Below are 22,503 nucleotides of genomic sequence, written 5' to 3' on the forward strand. Positions count from 1 at the left end.
GTGGGTCGGGGTCAGGAAATGCCCAGCTCTTTGTTGATGAGGTCGAACATCTCGTCGTCCGTCGCGGATTCGAGTCCGGTGGCGGACGTCGTGGTGCCGTCAGCGCCGTTCGTGCCGTTCGTGCCGTTCGTGCCGTCCGTGCCGCTCTTGCCGCCCGTCCACCGGGCCAGCAGGTCCCGCAGTCGGGCGGTCACCTTGTCGTCGAGCGCGCCGTCACTCTCCGCGCCGTCGGCCGCGCGGTGCGCGTCGGCCATGACGGATTCGAGCTTGTCGAGTTCCGCGAGGAGGACGTCGGCCGGCCGTTCGTCCGGTGGTGCGCACTGGTCCAGCAGGTGACGGGCGAGGACCGCGGGCGTCGGATAGCTGAAGATCAGCGTGGCCCGCAGGGTGAGCCCGGTCGCCGTACCGAGCCGGTTGCGCATCTCGACCGCGGTGAGCGAGTCGAAGCCCAGCGACTTGAACGGCCGGTCGGCGTCGACCGCTTCGGGGTCGGAGTGCCCGAGGACCGCCGCGGTGTGGGTGCGGACCAGGTCCAGAGCGGCCCGCTGCCGTTCCTCGGCGGGGAGCGGGCGCAGCTGCTCGGTGAACGACAGCCCCGTACCGCTTCCGCCGTCCTGGGTGCCGCTCGCCGGGCCGGCGGTGTCCGCCGCGGCCCGCCGGACCGGGGTCCGGGCCAGCGCCTTGAGCAGGGCGGGAGGTTCGGCGCCGCGGCGTTCCAGCCCGGCCAGGTCGAGGCGGGTGGGCAGGAGCAGCGCCTGGTCGGCGGCGAGGGCCGCGTCGAACAGGGCGAGGCCCTCCTCCGCCGGGAGCGGGGCGAGGCCCATGCGGCCGATGCGCCGCAGGTCGGCGGCGCCGAGGGTGCCGGCCATGCCGTCGTCGGTCTCCCACAGGCCCCATGCCAGGGAGAGCGCGGGCAGTCCCTGGGCCCTGCGGTGCTGGGCCAGGGTGTCGAGGAAGGCGTTGGCGGCGGCGTAGTTGGCCTGTCCCTGGCTGCCGAAGGTGGCGGCCACGGAGGAGAAGAGGACGAACGCCGAAAGGGGCAGGTCGCGGGTCAGTTCGTGCAGGTTCCACGCGGCCTGTGACTTCGGGCGCAGGACGCGGTCGACGCGGTCGGGCGTCATGGCGTCGAGGATGCCGTCGTCGAGGATGCCGGCCGCGTGCACGACCGCGGTCAGCGGGCGCTCGGCGGGGATCGCCGCGAGCAGGCCGGCCAGGGCGTTCCGGTCGGCGATGTCGCAGGCCGTGACGGTGACGGTGGAACCCAGCCCGGTGAGTTCCGCGGTGAGCTCGGCGGCTCCCGGGGCGTCGGGGCCGCTGCGGCTGGTCAGCAGCAGATGGCGGACGCCGTGGCGGGTCACCAGGTGCCGGGCGAACAGAGCGCCGAGTGTGCCGGTGCCGCCGGTGATCAGGACGGTGCCGTGGGGGCGGGGGTGTGCCGCGGGGCGAGCGTGGTGGGCGGCTTCTCCGGTGTGTCCTGCGGTGGCCGGGTCTTGGGCGTGTCCGGGGCGTCCGGCGGGGGCCGGGCCTTCGGCGTTTTCGGTGCGTCCGGCGGTGAGCGGGTGTCCGGCCGTGGCCGGGTGTACCGCTGTGGCCGAGTGTCCGGCCGTGGCCGGGTGTACCGCTGTGGCCGGGTGTCCGGCCGTGGCCGAGTCTCCGGTGCGTCCGGCGTCGGCCGGGGTGCGGGCGAGGTCGACGGGCAGCTCGGGGACGGTGAGCACGATCTTTCCGGTGTGCCGAGCCTGGCTGAGGTGGCGGAAGGCCTCGGGGGCCCGCCGTACGTCCCAGGTGGTGACCGGGAGCGGACGCAGTGCCCGCTGTTCGAACAGCGCGAGCACGGCCGTCAGCATCTCGGCGGTGTGGTCGGGGTCGACGTCCCTGAGGTCGAACGCCTGGTAGACCACGCCCTCGTGCTCGGCGGCGACGGTCCGCGCGTCGCGCAGGTCGGTCTTGCCCATCTCGATGAAGCGTCCGCCGCGGGGCAGCAGCCGGAACGACGCGTCGATGAGTTCCCGGGCCAGGGAGTTGAGGACGACGTCCATGCCCCGGCCGGAGGTCACCCGCAGGAACTTCGCCTCGAAGTCGGTGTCACGGGAGGACGCGATGTGGTCGTCGTCCAGGCCCATCGCCCGCAGCGTCCCCCACTTGGCGGGGGCCGCGGTGGCGAAGACCTCTGCGCCCAGGTGCCGGGCGAGCTGGACGGCGGCCATGCCGACGCCACCGGTGCCCGCGTGGACGAGCACGGCCTCGCCGGGGCGCAGATCCGCCAGGTCCACCAGGCCGTGGTAGGCGCTGAGGAAGACGATGGGCGCCGCGGCGGCCTCGGTGAAGGACCAGTCGTCCGGCTGCCGTGTGAGCAGCCGGTGGTCGGTCACGGCGAGCGGGCCGTACGCCCCGGAGAAGAGTCCGAGCACCCGGTCGCCGGGGGTGAGGCCGGTGACGCCCGGGCCGGTCTCCAGGACCACGCCCGCCCCCTCGCGGCCGGGCACCTCGCGGTCGAGCATGCCCAGACAGACGAGTACGTCGCGGAAGTTGACGCCGGTGGCCCGCATCGCCACCCGGACCTCGCCGGGGGCGAGCGGTGCGGTGACGTCGGGGCAGCCGACGAGGGCCAGGCTGTCGAGGGTGCCGGGCGTGGTGACGTCCAGCCGCCACACCGGCTCACCGGGCGGCGGGAGCAGTGCGCCGCCGGTGCCGGCCGGGGCCAGCCGGGGTACGAGAGCGACGTCGCCGCGCAGGGCGAGCTGCGGTTCGCCCGAGGCGAGCGCGGGGGCCGGGTCGGTCCGGCCGCCGGCCCCGCTGGTGCCTGCGGCGCCGGCGATCGCCCCGGGGGCGTCGGGGGCGTCGGGGGCCAGGTCGAGCAGGACCAGGCGTCCTGGGTGCTCCGACTGCGCGGAGCGGACCAGCCCCCAGACGGAGGCGGCCACCGGGTCGGTGAGCGCCCGGTCGCCGTCGGCGGGCACCGCGCCCCGGGTCACCAGCACCAGCCGGGCGGCACCGAAACGGTCGTCCGCCAGCCAGTCCTGCACGAGGGAGAGGACGTGGTGCAGCACCGCCCTGGTGGCGTCCACGGCCTCCGGGGCGAGGGTGCCGTGCGCGCCCCGCAGCGGGGCCGGTCCCCCGGTGCCGGAAGGACCGCAGGCGACGAGCACCGCGCCCGGCAGTGGCGTTCCCGCGGCGACCGCCTCGGCCAGCGCCGTGACGTCCGGGTAGTGACCGGCCGGTGCTTCGCCGAGCCCGGCGATCCCGGGTCCGACGAGGGCCCACCGCGCGTCCCGGTCGGGGAGGGGACCGGACGGTGCGGGCAGCGCGCTCCAGTCCACCCGGAACAGCGCGTCACGCGGCGCCACCGGGCCGTCCGCGGCGGGGGCCAGCGCGTCCCCGCTCAGTTCGCGCAGCGTGAGGGCGTCGACGCGGGCCACGGCACGGCCCTCGGAGTCGGCGAGGGTGAGGGTGATCGTGTCCTCGTCCACGGGCGACAGCCGCACGCGTACGGCGGACGCGCCGACCGCGGTCAGCGAGGCGCCGCTCCAGGAGAACGGCAGCCGTACCCCGCCGCCGGCGGCGGGTGCGTCGCCGGAGCCGCCCGTCGTGGCCCGGTCCGCGGCAAGCCAGGCGTGCAGCGCGGCGTCCAGCAGGGCCGGGTGCAGGCCGTGGCGCCCCGCCTCCTCCTGCTGGCCGGCGGGCAGCCCGACCTCGGCGTAGACGTCCTCGCCCTGGCGCCAGACGGCGCGCAGGCCCTGGAACACCGGGCCGTAGGTGTACCCCTCGTCCGCGAGACGGTCGTAGAAGCCGTGCAGCGGGACGGAGTCGGCGTCCTTGGGCGGCCAGGTCGCGAAGTGACCCGCGCCGTCGAGACCGTCCGCCTCGCCGGTGAGGTCCGCGTCCAGGAATCCGCCCGCGTGACGCACCCATCCCCCGGCCCCGGCCCCGGCACGGTCCTCGCCGTCGGCGGAGTCGGCCCGCGAGTGGACGGACACGGTCCGCCGTCCCGACGCGTCCGGGCCGCCGACGGCGACCTGGATCCGTACGGCGTCGTGTTCGGTGAGGACCAGCGGCGTCTCGAGCGTCAGGTCCGCCAGCCGGGCGCGGCCGACACGGAGGCCGGCCTGGAGCGCCAGTTCCAGGAAGCCGGTGCCCGGGAAGAGGACCGTGCCCGCCACGGCGTGGTCCCGCAGCCAGGGGTGGGTCCTGAGGGAGAGCCTGCCGGTGAGCAGGGCTCCGCCGCCTTCCGCCAGGGTGACCTCGGCGCCGAGCAGCGGGTGTCCGGCGGGGGTGAGCCCGAGCCCGGCCGCGTCTCCGGCCGTGGCGCTCGGGACACCCGGCCAGAAGCGCTGCCGCTGGAACGCGTACGTCGGCAGATCGGTTCGGCGTGCGCCGCTGCCCGCGAACACGGCCGGCCAGCGCGGTTCGGTGCCCCGGACGTACAGCTCGGCCACGGCGGTCAGGAGCGTCCCGGGTTCGTCGCGGTCCTTGCGCAGCGCGGGCACGAAGAGCGCCGGCTCGGCGGGGTCGGTGTGCGCCTCGGCCCGCACCAGCGCCGTGAGCGTGCCGTCCGGCCCCAACTCCAGCCAGTTCGTGGCCCCTTCGGCACGCACCCGGCGAACGGCGTCGGCGAACCGCACGGCGTGGCGGACGTGCCGCACCCAGTGGTCGGCTGTCATGAGGTCGTCGGCGTCGGCGAGGTCGCCGGTGAGAGACGAGACGACGGTCAGCCGCGGACGACCGTACGCGAGGCTCTCCGCGACCGTACGGAACTCGGCGAGCATGGGTTCCATCAGCGGGGAGTGGAAGGCGTGGCCGACCCGCAGCCGGGTGACCTTCCGGTCTAGGCCGCGGAAGTGCGCGGCGATCTCCTCGACGGCCGCCTCGGTGCCCGCGACCACCGTCGCCTCCACACCGTTGACGGCGGCGATGCCGGCCTCGGTCTCCCGGCCCGCCAGCAACGGCAGCACCTCGTCCTCGGACGCCTGGAGCGACACCATCGCCCCACCCGCAGGAAGCGCCTGCATCAACCGGCCGCGCGCCGCCACCAGACGACACGCGTCGGCCAGCGACCACACCCCCGCCACATGGGCCGCGGCCAACTCCCCCACGGAGTGACCCAGCAGCACGTCCGGACGCACACCCCACGACTCCAGCAGCCGGAACAGAGCCACCTCCAGCGCGAACAGCGCGGGCTGGGCGTACTCCGTCCGGTTCAGCAGATCGGCGTCCTCACCGAACACCACCTCCCGCAGTCCGAAGGGCAGTTCAGCGTCCACGGCGTCGAACGCCTCGGCGAAGACGGGATACGCGTCGTACAGCTCCCGGCCCATGCCCAGCCGCTGTGAGCCCTGGCCCGCGAAGAGGAAGGCCGTACGGCCGCCACCGGCGACCGCCGTGCCGCTGATCACCTGTCCGACGGTCTGCTGCTCGGCCACGGCACGGAGGCCGGCCAGGGCCTGCTGCCGGTCCGCGGCCACCACCGCCGCCCGGTGCTCCAGCGCGGAACGTGTCGTCGCGAGGGACAGGGCGACGTCGTGGTGCGACAGCTCGGTGTCCGAGGCCAGGAGAGTCCCCAGGCGTTCGGCCTGGGCTCGCAGGGCCGCGGGTTCGGCGGCGGAGAGGGGGATGAGGACGGCACGGCTGTCGGTCTCGTCGGGGTGGCTGCTGTCCTCGTCGGTCGCGTCAGCCGGGGCCTGTTCGAGGATGACGTGGGCGTTGGTGCCGCTGATGCCGAAGGACGAGACGCCGGCACGGCGAGGCCGGTCGGAGGGCTGGGGCCACTCGGTGTTGTCGGTCAGCAGAGTGATCTCCCCTGCCGTCCAGTCGACGTGGGAGGAGGGTTCGTCCAGGTGCAGGGTGCGGGGCAGTACTCCGTGGCGCATCGCCATCACCATCTTGATGACGCCGCCGACACCGGCCGCCGCCTGCGTGTGACCGATGTTCGACTTCAACGAGCCCAGCAGGAGCGGTTGTTCACGGTCCTGTCCGTAGGTGGCCAGGAGGGCCTGGGCCTCGATCGGGTCGCCGAGCGGGGTGCCGGTGCCGTGGGCTTCGACCGCGTCCACGTCGGCGGGCCGCAGACCGGCTCCCGCCAGGGCCTGCCGGATCACCCGCTGCTGCGAGGGACCGTTCGGCGCCGTCAGACCGTTGGAGGCGCCGTCCTGGTTGACGGCCGAGCCGGCCACGACCGCCAGCACCCGGTGCCCGTTGCGCCGCGCGTCCGACAACCGCTCCACCAACAGCAGCCCCACACCCTCCGACCAGGCCGTGCCGTCCGCGCCGTCCGAGAACGCCTTGCACCGGCCGTCCACCGCAAGCCCCCGCTGCCGCGAGAACTCCACGAACGTGTCCGGCGTGGACATCACCGTCACACCACCGGCCAGCGCCAGGTCACACTCACCGGAGCGCAGGGCCTGAGCCGCCAGGTGCAGGGCCACCAGCGACGACGAACACGCCGTGTCGACCGTCACCGCAGGACCCTCGAAACCGAACGTGTACGCGATACGACCCGAGGTCACGCTGCCGGTGTTCCCGGTCATGAGGTAACCGCCGGAGTCGAGCTCGCCCGAGCGCAGGACGGAGCCGTAATCCTGGGCCATGGCGCCGGCGAAGACACCGGTCCGGCTGCCGCGCAGCGCCGCCGGGTCGATCCCCGCCCGCTCCAGCACCTCCCACGACGTCTCCAGCAACAACCGCTGCTGCGGATCCATCGCCAACGCCTCACGCGGCGAGATCCCGAACAACCCGGCATCGAACTCCGAGGCGCCGTAGAGGAAACCGCCCTCGCGGACGTACGTGCGCCCGGGCGTGCCCGGCTCGGGGTCGTAGAGGCCGTCGAGATCCCAGCCACGGTCGCCCGGGAACCCGCCGATCGCGTCGCCACCCTCGCTGACCAGCCGCCACAGATCCTCGGGCGAGCCGACCCCACCGGGGAACCGGCATGCCATACCGACGATCACCACCGGATCGTCGGTCACACTCGTCGCCGCAGGCAGTGCCGCGTCGACGGTGCCGGTGCCGCCGTCCTCCACCAGCTCCGCGAGCACGAAGCGGGCCACGTCGGCCGGCGTGGGGTAGTCGAAGACCAGGGTGGCGGGGAGCCTCATGCCGGTGGCGGCGTTCAGGCGGTTGCGCAGCTCGACGGAGGTCAGGGAGTCGAAACCGAGGTCCTTGAACGTGTGTTCCGCCTCGACCTCCCGCGTCGAACCGTGCCCGAGCACGGAGGCGGCCTGCGCCGAGACGAAGCCCCGCAGGAAGCGATCACGCTCATCCACCGGAAGGGCGAGCAGTTGCTGCCGCAGGCTCGTGGCCTCACCGCCTGCACCGATCCCGGCCTTGCGGCGGCCATGGCTACGCACCAGGGCACGCAGCAGCGGGGAAACGTCCTCCGGTGCCCGTCGGCGCAGCGCCGTGATGTCCATGTCGACCGGCAGCACGGCGGCACGTTCCAGACCCGCGCCCAACTCCAGCACGGCGTCCAGCAGTTCGAGGCCCTGCTCGGGGGCGAGCGGAAGCATCCCGCTCCGTGCCAGGCGCCGCAGGTCCGCCTCGGTCAGTTCGGCGGTCATGCCCGCGCCCGGTGCCCACGGGCCCCAGGCGAGGGCGGTCGCGGGCAGGCCGGCGCGGCGGCGGGTGGCGGCGAAGGCGTCCAGGAAGGCGTTGGCTGCCGCGTAGTTGGCCTGACCCGCACCGCCGAAGGTTCCGACGACGGAGGAGAAGACGAGGAACGCGGACAGGTCGGCGCCACGGGTCAGCTCGTCCAGGTGCGCGACGGCGTCGCTCTTGGGCCGCATGACCTGCGCCAGCCGGTCGGGCGTGAGGGAGGCGACTACCCCGTCGTCCAGGACGCCCGCCGTGTGGATCACCGCGGTCAGCGGATGCGCGACGGGGACGGCCGCGAGGGCGGCGGCGAGCTGGTCACGGTCGGCCACGTCCAGGGCCGTCACCTCGACCTCGGCACCCAACTCCGTCAGCTCATCGACGAGTTCGGATGCGCCCGGCGCTTCCAGGCCGCGCCGGCTGGCCAGCAGCAGATGCCGCACGCCGTGCCCGGTCACCAGACGACGGGCCACCAGCGCGCCCAGACCACCCGTACCACCCGTCACCAGCACCTTGCCGTCCCGGTCCAGGGGCGCCGGGACCGTGAGGACCACCTTGCCCACATGCCGCGCCTGCGACAGGTACCGGAACGCCTCCGGAGCCCTGCGCACGTCCCAGCAGGTGACCGGAAGGGGCCGCAGGACGTCTGCTTCGAAGAGTGCCACCAGCTCGGCCAGCATCCGGCCGATCCGCTCCGGATCCACATCCATCAGATCGAACGCCTGATAGACCACCCCCGCATGCTCACCAGCCACCGCCTCCGGGTCCCGCACATCGGTCTTGCCCATCTCCAGGAACCGGCCACCACGCGGCAGCAGACGCAGCGACGCGTCCACGAACTCACCGGCCAGCGAGTCCAGTACGACGTCCATGCCCCGGCCGCCGGTCGCGGCGAGGAACGCCGTCTCGAAGTCCGTGTCCCTGGAGGAGGCGATGTGCGCCTCGTCCAGGCCCAGCTCCCGCAGCGTGTCCCACTTGCCGGCACTCGCCGTGCCGAACACCTCGGCCCCCAGATACCGTGCCAACTGCACCGCCGCCATACCCACACCACCGGCCGCCGCATGCACCAGCACCGACTCCCCCGGCCGCACCACGCCCAGCTCGGTGAGCGCGTAGTACGCCGTCAGGAACACCACCGGCGCCGACGCCGCCTGCGCGAACGTCCAGCCCTCCGGAATCCGGGCCACCTTCCGCGCATCCGCCACCGCCACCGGCCCGAACGAGCCGGAGAACAGACCCATCACCCGGTCACCCACCGCCAGCCCCGACACACCCGGGCCGACCTCGGTCACCACACCCGCACCCTCCAGACCGAAGTCCCTCGCATCCCCTGGATACATGCCGAGCGCGTTCAACACATCACGGAAATTCACACCCGCCGCACGCACGGCGATCCGAACCTGCTGCTCCGCCAGCTCGACCGAAGGAACGGCACACAGCGCCAGCCCCTCCAGCGTCCCCTTCTCCACGGCGTCCAGCCGCCATTCCGGCTGCCCCTCGGGCACCGTCAGTGCCGGTACGGTCGTGGCGCGGACCAGACGGGGCGCGTAGGCGATACCGACGCGCAGCGCCAGCTCAGGCTCGCCCGCGGCGAGCACCGCCGGTACCAGAGCCCAGGACTCGTCCGTGCCGTCCACGTCGAGCAGTACGAACCGGTCCGATGCCTCGGCACGTGCCGCGCGGACCAGACCCCACACCGCCGCCAGGGCCGGATCGGGGGACGATTCGTCGAGCGCTACGGCCCCTTCGGTCACGAACACCAGACGCGCGCCGTCGAACCGCTCCTCCGCCAGCCAGGCCTGGACGTGGGCGAGTACGGCAGCCGTGACCTCGCGCGCGGCTTCGGCCGGACGACCGAACGGCCGCTGCACCCGCATCAGGACATCCGTCCCTGGCTCAACGCCCGTGTCGGGAAGTCCGGTGAGGAGGTCGGAGGCCGGCGCCGGGCCTTCCCCGGACGTCTCCAGCGGGACGGGAACCCAGTCGGTCTGGAAGAGGTGGTCGACGTGACCGCCGTCCGCCGCCACCAGGCCGCCGGACGCCTCCCGCAACACCAGCGACTCCACCGAGGCCACCAGCCCGCCCACCGGATCCGCCAGCTCCAACGCCACCGAGTCCGGCCCCAGCACCACCAAACGCACACGCAACGCACGCGCACCCGACGCCCACAACGACACCCCGGACCACGAGAAAGGCAACCGCGCCCGCCCCTCCCCCACCACCGACGTGAACATCACCGCATGCAACGCCGCATCCACCAACGCCGGATGCGCCCCGAACCGCTCCGCAACCGCCTCCTGCCCCTCCGGCAACGCGACCTCGGCGAAAACCTCCCCACCACGACGCCACACCCCACGCAGGCCTTGGAACACCGGCCCGTACGACAACCCCAGCCCGGCGAAACGCTCGTACACACCCTCCACCGGCTCCGCCACCGCACCCCGCGGCGGCCACACACCGAAATCGAAACCACCGGCGGACGAGGAGTCCGGAAGGACACTCAGTGTCCCCGTCGCATGCAAGGTCCACGGGAGGTCGTCGGGCAGGTCCTCCGGACGGGAGTGGATCTCCAGCGTGCGTCGGCCGGCATCGTCCCCCGCACCCACCCGCACCTGAACCCGGACCCCACCCCGCTCCGGCACCACCAACGGCGCCGCGATCGTCAGATCCTCCACCCCGTCACAGCCCACCTCACCACCGGCCCGCAACGCCAACTCCAGGAAACCCGTCCCCGGAAACACCACCACACCCGCCACCACATGATCACGCAACCACTCCTGCGCAACCAACGACAACCGACCCGTCAACAACAGACCATCCCCACCGGCCAACTCCACCGCGGCACCCACCAACGGATGCCCCGCCGCACCCAACCCCACCGCACCCAGATCCCTGGTGAAGAGCGCCGAGGCACCGGGCCAGAAGCGGCGCCGCTGGAACGCGTAGGTCGGCAGATCGACGAGCGTCCCGGCAGCAGTCGTACGGGCGAAGACAGCGGTCCAGTCGAGCGTGGCGCCTCGTGCGAACAGTTCCGCTGCCGCGGAGAGGATCGACCGGGCTTCGGAGCGGTCCTTGCGCAGCGTCGGGGTCAGCAGACGGCCCTCCGCGTCACCCTCGAGACTCCCCTGCGCCAGGGCGGTCAGCGTGCCGTCCGCACCCAGCTCCACGCACCGCGACACGCCCTGCCCGTCCAGACACCGCACCGCATCGGCGAACCGCACCGGCCGCCGCACATGCTCCACCCAGTACTCCGGCGACGCCAGCTCCTCAGCCGCCGCGACCTCCCCGGTGACGGTCGACACGACCGGTATCCGCGCCTGCCCGTACGACAGACTCGCGGCCACCGCCCGGAAGTCCTCCAGCATCGGATCCATCAGCGGGGAGTGGAAGGCATGGCTGACACGCAAAGCCGTGACCTTACGGCCCCGGACACGGAAACCTTCCGCGATCTCCCCGACCGCCTCCCCCGCACCCGAAATCACCACCGACTGGGGTCCGTTGACCGCCGCGACACCCACCCGATCACCGAGCAGAGGCAGGACCTCCTCCTCGGTGGCCTGGAGCGCCACCATCGCGCCACCGGCCGGAAGCGCCTGCATCAGCCGGCCCCGCGCCACCACCAGACGACACGCATCCGACAACGACCAGACTCCGGCCACATGCGCGGCCGCGATCTCACCGATCGAATGACCGACGAGCACATCCGGACGCACACCCCACGACTCCAACAGCCGGAACAAAGCCACTTCCAGCGCGAACAGGGCGGGCTGGGCGAACTCCGTCCGGTTCAAACGCTCGGCGTCCTCACCGAACACCACCTCCCGCAGCCCGAAGGGCAGTTCAGCGTCCACGGCGTCGAACGCCTCGGCGAACACCGGAAACGCCTCGTACAACTCCCGCCCCATGCCCAGGCGTTGCGAACCCTGCCCCGCGAACAGGACGGCTGTACGACCGCTGGTCTGCGTGGAGTTCCGGATGACGTGGGCATCGGTACGGCCCTCCGCCAGTGAACGCAGAGCGTTGAGCAGCTCGTCCCGGTCGGCGGCCAGGACGACCGCGCGGTGTTCCAGGGCGGTGCGTGTGGTGGCCAGCGCGAGGGCGGCTTGAGGGAGTGAGAGGTCGGGTTGCGCCTCGACGAAGGCCGCCAGCTTCTCGGCCTGGGCCGGCAGTGCACCGCCGGCCGCGGACATCACCCAGGGCAGGACGCCTGGGACCGACTGCGCCTCGTCCGTTGCGATGGCCTCCGTGGGAGGAGCCTCTTCGAGGATGACGTGGGCGTTGGTGCCGCTGATTCCGAAGGACGAGACACCCGCTCGCCGCGAGCGGCCCGTCTCGGGCCACGCACGCTCCTCGGCCAGCAGCTCGATCTCCCCCGCCGTCCAGTCGACATGGGAAGAGGGCTCGTCCACGTGCAGGGTGCGCGGCAGCACTCCGTGCCGCATCGCCATCACCATCTTGATGACGCCGCCGACACCGGCCGCCGCCTGCGTGTGACCGATGTTCGACTTCAACGAGCCCAGCAGCAGCGGCTGTTCACGCTCCTGTCCGTAGGTCGCCAGCAGTGCCTGCGCCTCGATCGGGTCGCCGAGCGGGGTGCCCGTGCCGTGGGCTTCGACCGCGTCCACATCGGCGGGCCGCAGACCGGCTCCCGCCAGGGCCTGCCGGATCACCCGCTGCTGCGAGGGACCGTTCGGCGCCGTCAGACCGTTGGAGGCGCCGTCCTGGTTGACGGCCGAGCCGGCCACGACCGCCAGCACCCGGTGCCCGTTGCGCCGCGCGTCCGACAACCGCTCCACCAACAGCAGGCCCACACCCTCCGACCAGGCCGTGCCGTCCGCGCCGTCCGAGAACGCCTTGCACCGGCCGTCCACCGCAAGCCCCCGCTGCCGCGAGAACTCCACGAACGTGTCCGGCGTGGACATCACCGTCACACCACCGGCCAGCGCCAGATCGCACTCACCCGAGCGCAGGGCCTGAGCCGCCAGGTGCAGGGCCACCAGCGACGACGAACACGCCGTGTCGACCGTCACCGCAGGACCCTCGAAACCGAACGTGTACGCGATACGACCCGAGGCAACACTGCCGGTGTTCCCGGTCAGCAGGTAGCCGTCGGCTCCCTCGGAGGTGCCGCGCAGCGACGAGCCGTAGTCCTGGGCCATGGCGCCGGCGAAGACACCGGTCCGGCTACCACGCAGCGCCGCCGGGTCGATCCCCGCCCGCTCCAGCACCTCCCACGACGTCTCCAGCAACAACCGCTGCTGCGGATCCATCGCCAACGCCTCACGCGGCGAAATTCCGAACAACCCGGCATCGAACTCAGGCGCGCCGTAGAGGAAACCGCCCTCGCGGACGTAGGTACGACCGACGGTGCCGGGCTCGGGGTCGTAGAGCCCGTCGAGATCCCACCCGCGATCCGTGGGGAACCCGCCGATCGCGTCACCGCCCTCGCTCACCAGCCGCCACAGATCCTCCGGCGAACCCACCCCGCCCGGGAACCGGCACGCCATGCCGACGATCACCACCGGATCGTCGGACACACTCGTGGGCGCAGGCAGTACGTCGACGACCGCCTGCTCCTCTTCTCCCAGAAGCTCTGACCCGATGTGCCGGATCAGGGCGGTGGGTGTGGGGTAGTCGAAGATCAGGGTGGCGGGCAGCCTCATGCCGGTGGCGGCGTTCACACGGTTGCGGAGCTCGACCGAGGTCAGCGAGTCGAAGCCCAGTTCCTTGAAGGTGTGGTCCACCTCGATGTCGGCGGCGGAGGCGTGGCCGAGCACGGCGGCCGCAGCGCCCTGGACCAGATGAGACACGAGTCGCCGGCGGTCTGCCGGCGAAGCCGCCGTGAGCTGTGCCTTGAGATCCCCCTGCGGCGATCCGTTGCCGACACCGGCCTCGGCCCTGCGACGGGCACGGATCCGCACCAGAGCACGCAGCACGGCGGGAACCTCCTCCGCCGCCCGGCGACGCAGCCCCGCGAGATCCAGGTCGATGGGCAGAACCGCGGCCCGCTCCAGTCCAGCGCCCTGCTGGAGGACCGCGTCCAGGAGGCCGAGGCCCCGGTCGGGGGCCAGCGGGACCATGCCACCGCGTGCCATGCGGCGCAGATCCGCCTCAGTCAGGTCAGCGGTCATACCGGCTCCGGGAGCCCACGGACCCCAGCCGAGGGACATCGCGGGCAGACCCGCAGTCCGACGGAACGACGCGAAAGCGTCCAGGAAGGCGTTGGCAGCCGAGTAGTTGGCCTGCCCCGCACCACCGAAGGTGCCCATGACCGAGGAGAAGACGACGAACGCGGAGAGGTCGGCTTCGCGGGTCAGCTCGTCCAAGTGCGCCACCGCGTCGACCTTCGGCCGCAGCACCCTCGCGAGCCGCTCCCCGGTCAGGGACGACACCACCCCGTCGTCGACGATGCCCGCCGTGTGCACCACGGCAGTCAGTGGATGACCGTCGGGAACCGTGGCCAGCACGGCCGCCAACTGGTCACGCTCGGCGACATCAACCGCTGCCACCTCGACCTCGGCACCCAACTCCGTCAGCTCATCGACGAGTTCGGATGCGCCCGGCGCTTCCAGGCCGCGCCGGCTGGCCAGCAGCAGACGCCGCACGCCGTGCCCGGTCACCAGACGACGGGCCACCAGCGCGCCCAGACCACCCGTACCACCCGTCACCAGCACCGTCCCGTCCCGATCCATCGGCGCCGGAACGGTCAGAACCACCTTGCCCACATGCCGCGCCTGCGACAGGTACCGGAACGCCTCCGGAGCCCTGCGCACGTCCCAGCAGGTGACCGGCAGCGGCCTGAGCACCCCCGCCTCGAACAACGCGACGAGTTCGGCCAGCATCCGGCCGATCCGCTCCGGCTCCACATCCATCAGATCGAACGCCTGATAGACCACCCCCGCGTGCTCACCAGCCACCGCCTCCGGGTCCCGGATGTCCGTCTTGCCCATCTCCAGGAACCGGCCACCACGCGGCAGCAGACGCAACGACGCATCCACGAACTCACCCGCCAGCGAGTCCAGTACGACGTCCACACCCCGGCCACCGGTCGCGGCCAGGAACGCCGCCTCGAAGTCCGTGTCACGGGACGAGGCGATGTGCGTGGCGTCCAGCCCCAGCTCCCGCAGCGTGTCCCACTTGCCGGCACTCGCCGTGCCGAACACCTCGGCCCCCAGATACCGCGCCAACTGCACCGCCGCCATACCCACACCACCGGCAGCCGCATGCACCAGCACCGACTCCCCCGGCCGCACCACGCCCAGCTCGGTCAGCGCGTAATACGCCGTCAGGAACACCACCGGCGCCGACGCCGCCTGCGCGAACGTCCAGCCCTCCGGAATCCGCGCCACCGTCCGCGCATCCGCCACCGCCACCGGCCCGAAAGCACCCGAGAACATGCCGAACACCCGGTCACCCACCGCCAGCCCCGACACACCCGGGCCGACCTCGGTCACCACACCCGCACCCTCCAGACCGAAGTCCCTCGCATCCCCTGGATACATGCCGAGCGCGTTCAACACATCACGGAAATTCACACCCGCCGCACGCACAGCGATCCGAACCTGCTGCTCCGCCAGCTCGACCGAAGGAACCGCACACAGCGCCAGCCCCTCCAGCGTCCCCTTCTCCACGACGTCCAGCCGCCACGAGGAATCACCCGCCGGCACAGCCAGCCCCGCATCCGACACCGCACGCACCAGACGCGGAACGAAGACCGTTCCTCCACGCACCACCGCTTCCGGCTCACCGGAGGCCAGCGCACCACCCACCACGGCCCACGACTCGTCCGCACCGTCCACGTCGACCAGCACCAACCGCCCCGGATTCTCCGCCCGGGCCGACCGCACCAGACCCCACACCGCCGACAGCACCGGATCCGCAGCCCCGCCGTCCCACGCCACCGCCCCCTCGGTCACCACCACCAGACGGCCACCCCCGAACCGCTCCTCCGCCAGCCAGGCCCGCACCAGGTCGAGCGCGGTACGGGTGACGGCGTGGGCGGCTGACGGCTGACTGCCGTCGGGGCGCTCGATCCGCACCAGTAGGTCACCGGCCGCGGCCCCGGTCGGTTCGGGGAGCCCGGTGTGGACCTCAGGGACCGGTCCGGGGGCCGCCGGGATCCGCACCCAGTCGAGCTGGAACAGTCCGTCCCGGCCGCCGTCGGCCGGTGCGACCCCGCTGGGCGCCTCGCGCAGCACGAGAGAGTCCACGGAGGCCACCGCCGCGCCGGCCGTGTCCGCGAGTTCGAGCGTCACGGCGTCCGGTCCCGCCGGAGCCACGCGTACCCGCAGCGCACGCGCGCCCGAGGCCCACAGCGACACACCGCTCCAGGAGAACGGCAGCCTGAGCGCGTTCTCGGCGCCGAACGTGCCCCGCAGGACCGCGTGCAGGACGGAGTCCAGCAGCGCGGGGTGCATCCCGAACCGGTCCGCGAGTTCCTCATGCGCTTCGGGGAGCGCGACCTCGGCGAAGACCTCGTCGCCGCGCCGCCACATCGCGCGCAGGCCTCGGAACACCGGGCCGTAGGACAGCCCCAGCCCGGCGAGACCCTCGTACGCGCCCTCGACCGGCTCCGCCACCGCGCCCCGCGGCGGCCACACACCGAGATCGCGCTCGAACGCGCGATCCGGGCCGGCAGCCGCGGTCCCGCCGCTCACCACACCGGTGGCGTTGAGGGTCCACGCCTCGTCCTCCGTCGCCCCGCCCGGCCGGGAGAAGACACTGACGCCACGGCGACCCGACTCGTCCGGGCCGTTGACCAGCAGCTGAACCCGCACACCACCGTGCTCGGGGAGCGCCAGCGGTACGGCGATGGTCAGTTCCTCCACCCGGTCGCACCCCACCTGGTCGGCCCCGCGAAGGACCATTTCCAGGAAGCCGGTGCCGGGGAACAGAACTGCGCCCGAGACCACATGGTCGCGCAGCCATGGGTGGCTCCGCAGCGACAGAAGCCCGGTGAAGACCACGCCTTCGGAGTCGGCCGGTGCCAGCGCCGCTCCGAGGAGGGGGTGGTCGGCGGCCGAGAGGCCGAGTCCTGAGAGGTCACCGTCGAACCTTTCCCCGGCCTTGGTGGGCCAGTAGCTCTTGCGCTGGAAGGCGTACGTCGGCAGGTCGACCGGGCGGGCGCCCGTCCCGGCGAAGACCTCGGACCACTCCACATCACCGCCACGGGTGAACAGACCGGCGACCGCGGCCAGCACCGCCTCGGCCTCCGGCCGGTCCTTGCGCAGGGAGGGAACGAGCAGTGGTCCGTCGGCCTCCATGTCCAGGCAGGCCTGTGCGAGCGCGGTCAGTGTGCCGTCCGGACCGAGTTCCACGAACCGCGAGACACCTTGGCCGGCGAGGGTGCGCACGGCGTCGCCGTAGCGGACCGTCTGGCGGACGTGGCGCACCCAGTAGTCGGGGGTCATGAGCTGCGCGGGCTCCGCGGCGGTCCCGGTGAGCGTGGAGACGAGGGCCAGGTGGGGTTCGCGGTAGGTCAATGTCTCGGCCACGGCGCGGAAGTCGTCGAGCATCGGGTCCATCAGCGGCGAGTGGAACGCGTGGCTGACCCGCAGGGCCGTCGCCCTGCGTTCCTGTGCCCGGAAATGGGCGGCGACCTTCTCCACGGCATGCGCGGCACCGGCGATCACCACCGCACGAGGTCCGTTGACCGCCGCGACGCCCACCTCGTCGTCGAGGAGGGGCAGGATCTCGTCCTCGGTGGCCTGGAGCGCCACCATCGCACCGCCCGACGGCAGGGCCTGCATCAGCCGGCCCCGCGCCACCACCAGACGACACGCGTCCGCCAGCGACCACACCCCCGCCACATGAGCGGCCGCGATCTCACCGATCGAATGCCCGACCAGCACGTCCGGACGCACACCCCACGACTCCAGCAGCCGGAACAGCGCCACCTCAAGGGCGAAGAGGGCCGGTTGCGCGAACTCCGTCCGGTTCAGACGCTCGGCGTCCTCCCCGAACACCACCTCCCGCAAGCCGAAGGGGAGTTCCGCATCCACCGCGTCAAAGGCGTCCGCGAACACCGGATACGTCTCGTACAACTCCCGTCCCATTGCGAGACGCTGGGAACCCTGGCCCGCGAACAGCAGAGCCGTCTTCCCCGCCCGCGTCTGCGTACCCCGGATCAGTCCTGGGGCATCAGCGCCCTCCGCCAGTGCGTGGAGCCCCCTCAGCAAGTCGTCCCGGCCGGCGGCCAGGACGACCGCGCGGTGTTCCAGGGCGGTGCGTGTGGTGGCCAGCGCCAGCGCGGCGTGAGGGAGTGAGAGGTCGGGTTGCGCCTCGACGAAGGCCGCCAGCTTCTCGGCCTGGGCCGGCAGTCCACCGCCGGCCGCGGACACCACCCACGGCACGACACCTGGGACCACCTGCGCCTCGTCCGCTGCGATGACCTCCGTGGGCGGAGCCTCTTCGAGGATCACGTGGGCATTGGTGCCACTGATTCCGAAGGAGGAGACACCCGCTCGCCGCGAACGACCCGTCTCGGGCCACGCGCACTCCTCCGTCAGCAGTTCCACCGAACCCGCTGTCCAGTCGACGTGGGAGGACGGCTCGTCCACGTGCAGGGTGCGGGGCAGCACCCCGTGGCGCATCGCCATCACCATCTTGATGACGCCGCCGACACCGGCCGCCGCCTGCGTGTGACCGATGTTCGACTTCAACGAGCCCAGCAGCAGCGGCTGTTCACGCTCCTGGCCGTAGGTCGCCAGCAGTGCCTGCGCCTCGATCGGGTCGCCCAGCGGGGTGCCCGTGCCGTGCGCTTCGACCGCGTCCACATCGGCGGGCCGCAGACCGGCTCCCGCCAGCGCCTGCCGGATCACCCGCTGCTGCGAAGGACCGTTCGGCGCCGTCAGACCGTTCGACGCACCATCCTGGTTGACGGCCGAGCCGGCCACGACCGCCAGCACCCGGTGCCCGTTGCGCCGCGCGTCCGACAACCGCTCCACCAACAGCAGCCCCACACCCTCCGACCACGCCGTACCGTCCGCGCCGTCCGAGAACGCCTTGCACCGGCCGTCCACCGCAAGCCCCCGCTGCCGCGAGAACTCCACGAACATCTCCGGCCCCGCCATCACCGTCACACCACCGGCCAGCGCCAGATCGCACTCACCCGAACGCAGCGCCTGGACGGCGAGGTGCAACGCCACCAGCGACGACGAACACGCCGTGTCGACCGTCACCGCAGGACCCTCGAAACCGAACGTGTACGCGATACGACCCGAAGCCACGCTCAGGGTCGTGCCGGTGAGGACATAGCCGTCCGACTCCTCGGCGGCATCGCGCAGGCATGCTCCATAGCCCTGTTCCACAAGGCCGGCGAAGACACCGGTACGGCTGCCGCGCAGCGCCGCCGGGTCGATCCCCGCCCGCTCCAGCACCTCCCACGACGTCTCCAGCAGCAACCGCTGCTGCGGATCCATCGCCAACGCCTCACGCGGCGAGATACCGAACAGCCCCGCGTCGAACTCGGCGGCATCATGGAGAAAGCCGCCCTCACGCACGTACACGCGGCCCGGGGTGCCGGGCTCCGCGTCGTAGAGGCCGTCGAGGTCCCAGCCACGGTCGGACGGGAAGTCTCCGATCGCGTCCCCGCCCTCGCTCACCAGTCGCCAGAGGTCGTCCGGCGAGCCCACCCCGCCCGGGAACCGGCACGCCATGCCGACGATCACCACGGGATCGTCGGTCACGCGCGTGAGCGCGAGCGGGGCGGCTTCGGGGGCAACGGCGCCGGACAACTGCCCGTCCAGGTAGCCGGCCACGGCTTCGGGGGTCGGGAAGTCGAACAGGAGGGAGGCGGGCAGGGGGAGGTCGGTCGCGGTCTTGAGGCGGTTGCGGAGGTCGACGGAGGTGAGGGAGTCGAAGCCCAGATCCTTGAAGGTGCGGCGGGGTTCGACCTGGTCCGCCGAGTCGTGGTCGAGGATGCTCGCGGCGTGCGCCTGGACCAGTTCCAGCAGGGCGCGCTGCCGGTCGCGCGGGGACAGGCCGGCCAGGCGGTCGTGCAGCGGCGAGGTCGCTTCGACGTCGTCCTCGGCTTCGGCGGCGGTCCGGTCGTCGGAGCCGGGAGCCGCCACGGACGCCAGCGGGCCGTCCGAGGTCACCGGCTCGGCGGCGGCGTCCGGCAGCCAGTAGCGGCGACGCTGGAAGGCATAGGTCGGCAGCGGGGTACGCCGGGCGTGGTGTGCGGTGAAGAGGGGGGTCCAGTCGACGGGGAGGCCCCGGGTGTGCAGGGCCGCGAGGGCCGCGAGGAAGGCCGTCGCCTCGGAGCGGTCCTTGCGGACGGCGGGGACCGCGAGCGTCTCTTCGTCGTCCAGGCTCTGCTCGGCCAGGGCCGTCAGGGTGCCGTCCGGGCCGAGTTCCAGGAAGCGTCGGGCGCCCTGTGCCTCCAGTGTCCGGATGCCGTCGGCGAACCGGACGGGCCGCCGGACGTGCTGCGTCCAGTGGTCGGGGGAGGCCAGCTCGTCGGCCGTCGCGAGGCGGCCGGTGACATCGGAGACGACCGGAAGGGTGGGCTGTCCGTAGTCGACGTCGGCGAGTACGGCGCGGAACTCGTCGAGCATCGGCTCCATGAGCGGCGAGTGGAAGGCGTGACTGACGCGCAGGGCCGTCACCTTGCGGTCTCGGGCCCGGAAGCGGGCGCTGACCTCCTCCACTGCTTCGGCCGTGCCCGACACCACCACCGCGCGGGGGCCGTTGACGGCGGCGATGCCGACCTGGTCGTTCAGCAGCGGCAGCACCTCGTCCTCGGCCGCCTCCACGGCGGCCATCGCGCCGCCCGCGGGGAGGGCCTGCATCAGCCGTCCGCGGGCGACGACCACCCGGCACGCGTCGGCCAGCGACCAGACGCCGGCCACATGGGCCGCGGCGATCTCGCCGACGGAGTGGCCGAGGACGACGTCGGGGCGTACGCCGAAGGACTCGGCGAGACGGAAGAGGGCGACTTCGAGGGCGAAGAGGGCGGGCTGGGTGTATTCGGTCCGGTTCAGCCGCGCCGCGGACACGGTGTCGTCCTGTCCGCGACCGAACACCACGTCCCGCAGGCTGAACGGCAGTTCCCGGTCCACGGCGTCGAAGGCCTCGGCGAAGACGGGATACGTCTCGTACAACTCCCGGCCCATTCCCAGGCGTTGAGAGCCCTGTCCCGCGAAGAGGAAGGCGGTGCGAGGGCGTTCAGCCACCTGGCCGGTGTCGGCCGCCCGAACCCTGTCGGCCGCCCTGCCGGTGACGACGTCGTTCGACGGGGTGCCGGTCGCGAGGGCGGTCAGACCGCGCAGCAGTTCCTCGCGGTGCCTTCCGAGGACGACGGCGCGGTGTTCGAAGCGGGTCCTGGTCTCGGCCAGGGAGTAGGCCACGTCGGCCGGGTCCGCGGCGGGGTCGGTCTCCAGACGGGTGAGCAGCCGGCGGGCCTGGCCGCGCAGCGCCTTGCGGGTCCGGGCGGAGATGATCCACGGCAGCGGCAGACCAGCGGCATCGGGGGTGGCCGTTTCCGGCTCCGGGTGGGCCGTCGGTGTCCCGGCGTCAGGCGTCCCGGTGGACGCGGGGGTGGGCCATTCCTCCAGCACGACGTGGCAGTTGGTGCCGCCCATCCCGAAGGAGCTGACGCCCGCGCGCCGCGGGCCGTCCTGGTCGGGCCAGGGCTGGGGCTCGGTGGTGACCCGCAGGTTGAGGGCGTCGAGCGGGATGGCGGGGTTGGGCTTCTCGAAGTTGAGGCTGGCGGGGATCCGGCCGTGGCTGAGGGAGAGGACGGTCTTGACGAGCCCGGCGACACCGGCCGCGCCCTCCAGGTGCCCGATGTTGGTCTTGACGGAGCCGACGAGCAGGGCGGTCCCGTCGGTCCGGGCGCCGCCGACGACCTCGCCGAGCGCGGCGGCCTCGATGGGGTCGCCGAGCCGGGTGCCGGTGCCGTGCAGCTCGACGTACTGGACGTCGGCGGGGTGCACGGCGGCCTGGCGGTAGGCGAGGCGCAGCACCTCCTCCTGGGCCTCGCGCAGGGGTGCGGTCAGGCCGTCGCCGCCGCCGTCGTTGTTGGTGGCGCTGCCGCGGATGACGCAGTGGATGCGATCACCGTCGGCGAGGGCCCGGGCGAGGGGTTTGAGGAGGACCAGGGCGCCGCCCTCACCGCGTACGTAGCCGTTGGCGCGTGCGTCGAAGGTGTAGCAGTGGCCGTCCGGGGAGAGGGCGCCGAAGCCGGCGGAGGCGAGGGCGCTGTCGGGGGCGAGGGTGAGGTTGACGCCGCCGGCCAGGGCGAGTTCGGACTCGCCGCGCCGCAGGCTCTCGCAGGCCAGGTGGACGGCGACGAGGGAGGAGGACTGGCCGGCGTCCACCGTCAGGCTGGGGCCGCGCAGGCCGAGGACGTAGGAGAGACGGTTGGCGATGATGCCTCGGTTGAGGCCGCTGAGGGTGTACCGGCCGACGGTCTCGGGGCCGAGGCGGCGGGCGAGGGAGGCGTAGTCGTCCCAGATGGCGCCGACGAAGACTCCGGTGCGGCTGCCGCGCAGCCGCGCGGGGACGACGGCGGCTTCTTCCAGGGCCTCCCAGCCGAGTTCGAGGACCAGGCGCTGCTGGGGGTCCATGGCCGTGGCCTCGCGCGGCGAGATGGCGAAGAAGCCGGGGTCGAAGCGGTCGACGTGGTCGAGGTAGGCGCCGCGCCGGACGGTCCCGGGGGCGGCCGGGTCGGGTGCGGCGAGCGCGTCCCGGCGGTGCTCGGGGGTTTCGGTGACGGCGCTCTCGCCCTCGGTCAGGAGGCGCCAGAAGGCGGCGGGGTCGGGTGCCTGGGGAAAGCGGCAGGACATTCCCACGACGGCTACGGCGTTCTCGAGTGCCTTCACGTTCTCGGCTTCCGACGAGATCGGGACCGTTTCCCCCGGCAGGCGTTCCGGCCCCCGCATCGCGTCCCCTTCCCGAGTGTTCTCGGGTCCCTGA

At 72.7% G+C, this 22,503-nt stretch carries 1 protein-coding gene; it reads right to left on the minus strand.

Translation table 11 applies throughout. The features are described 5' to 3' along the window. Nucleotides 1-11: 11 nt before the first annotated feature. Nucleotides 12-22,409, minus strand: a complete 22,398-nt coding sequence (locus ACFY2L_RS35390; RefSeq protein WP_390824383.1) for an SDR family NAD(P)-dependent oxidoreductase — start codon at nucleotides 22,407-22,409, stop codon at nucleotides 12-14. Nucleotides 22,410-22,503 lie beyond the last annotated feature (94 nt).

This window comes from Streptomyces sp. NPDC001381, assembly GCF_042895685.1.
Taxonomy (GTDB): domain Bacteria; phylum Actinomycetota; class Actinomycetes; order Streptomycetales; family Streptomycetaceae; genus Streptomyces.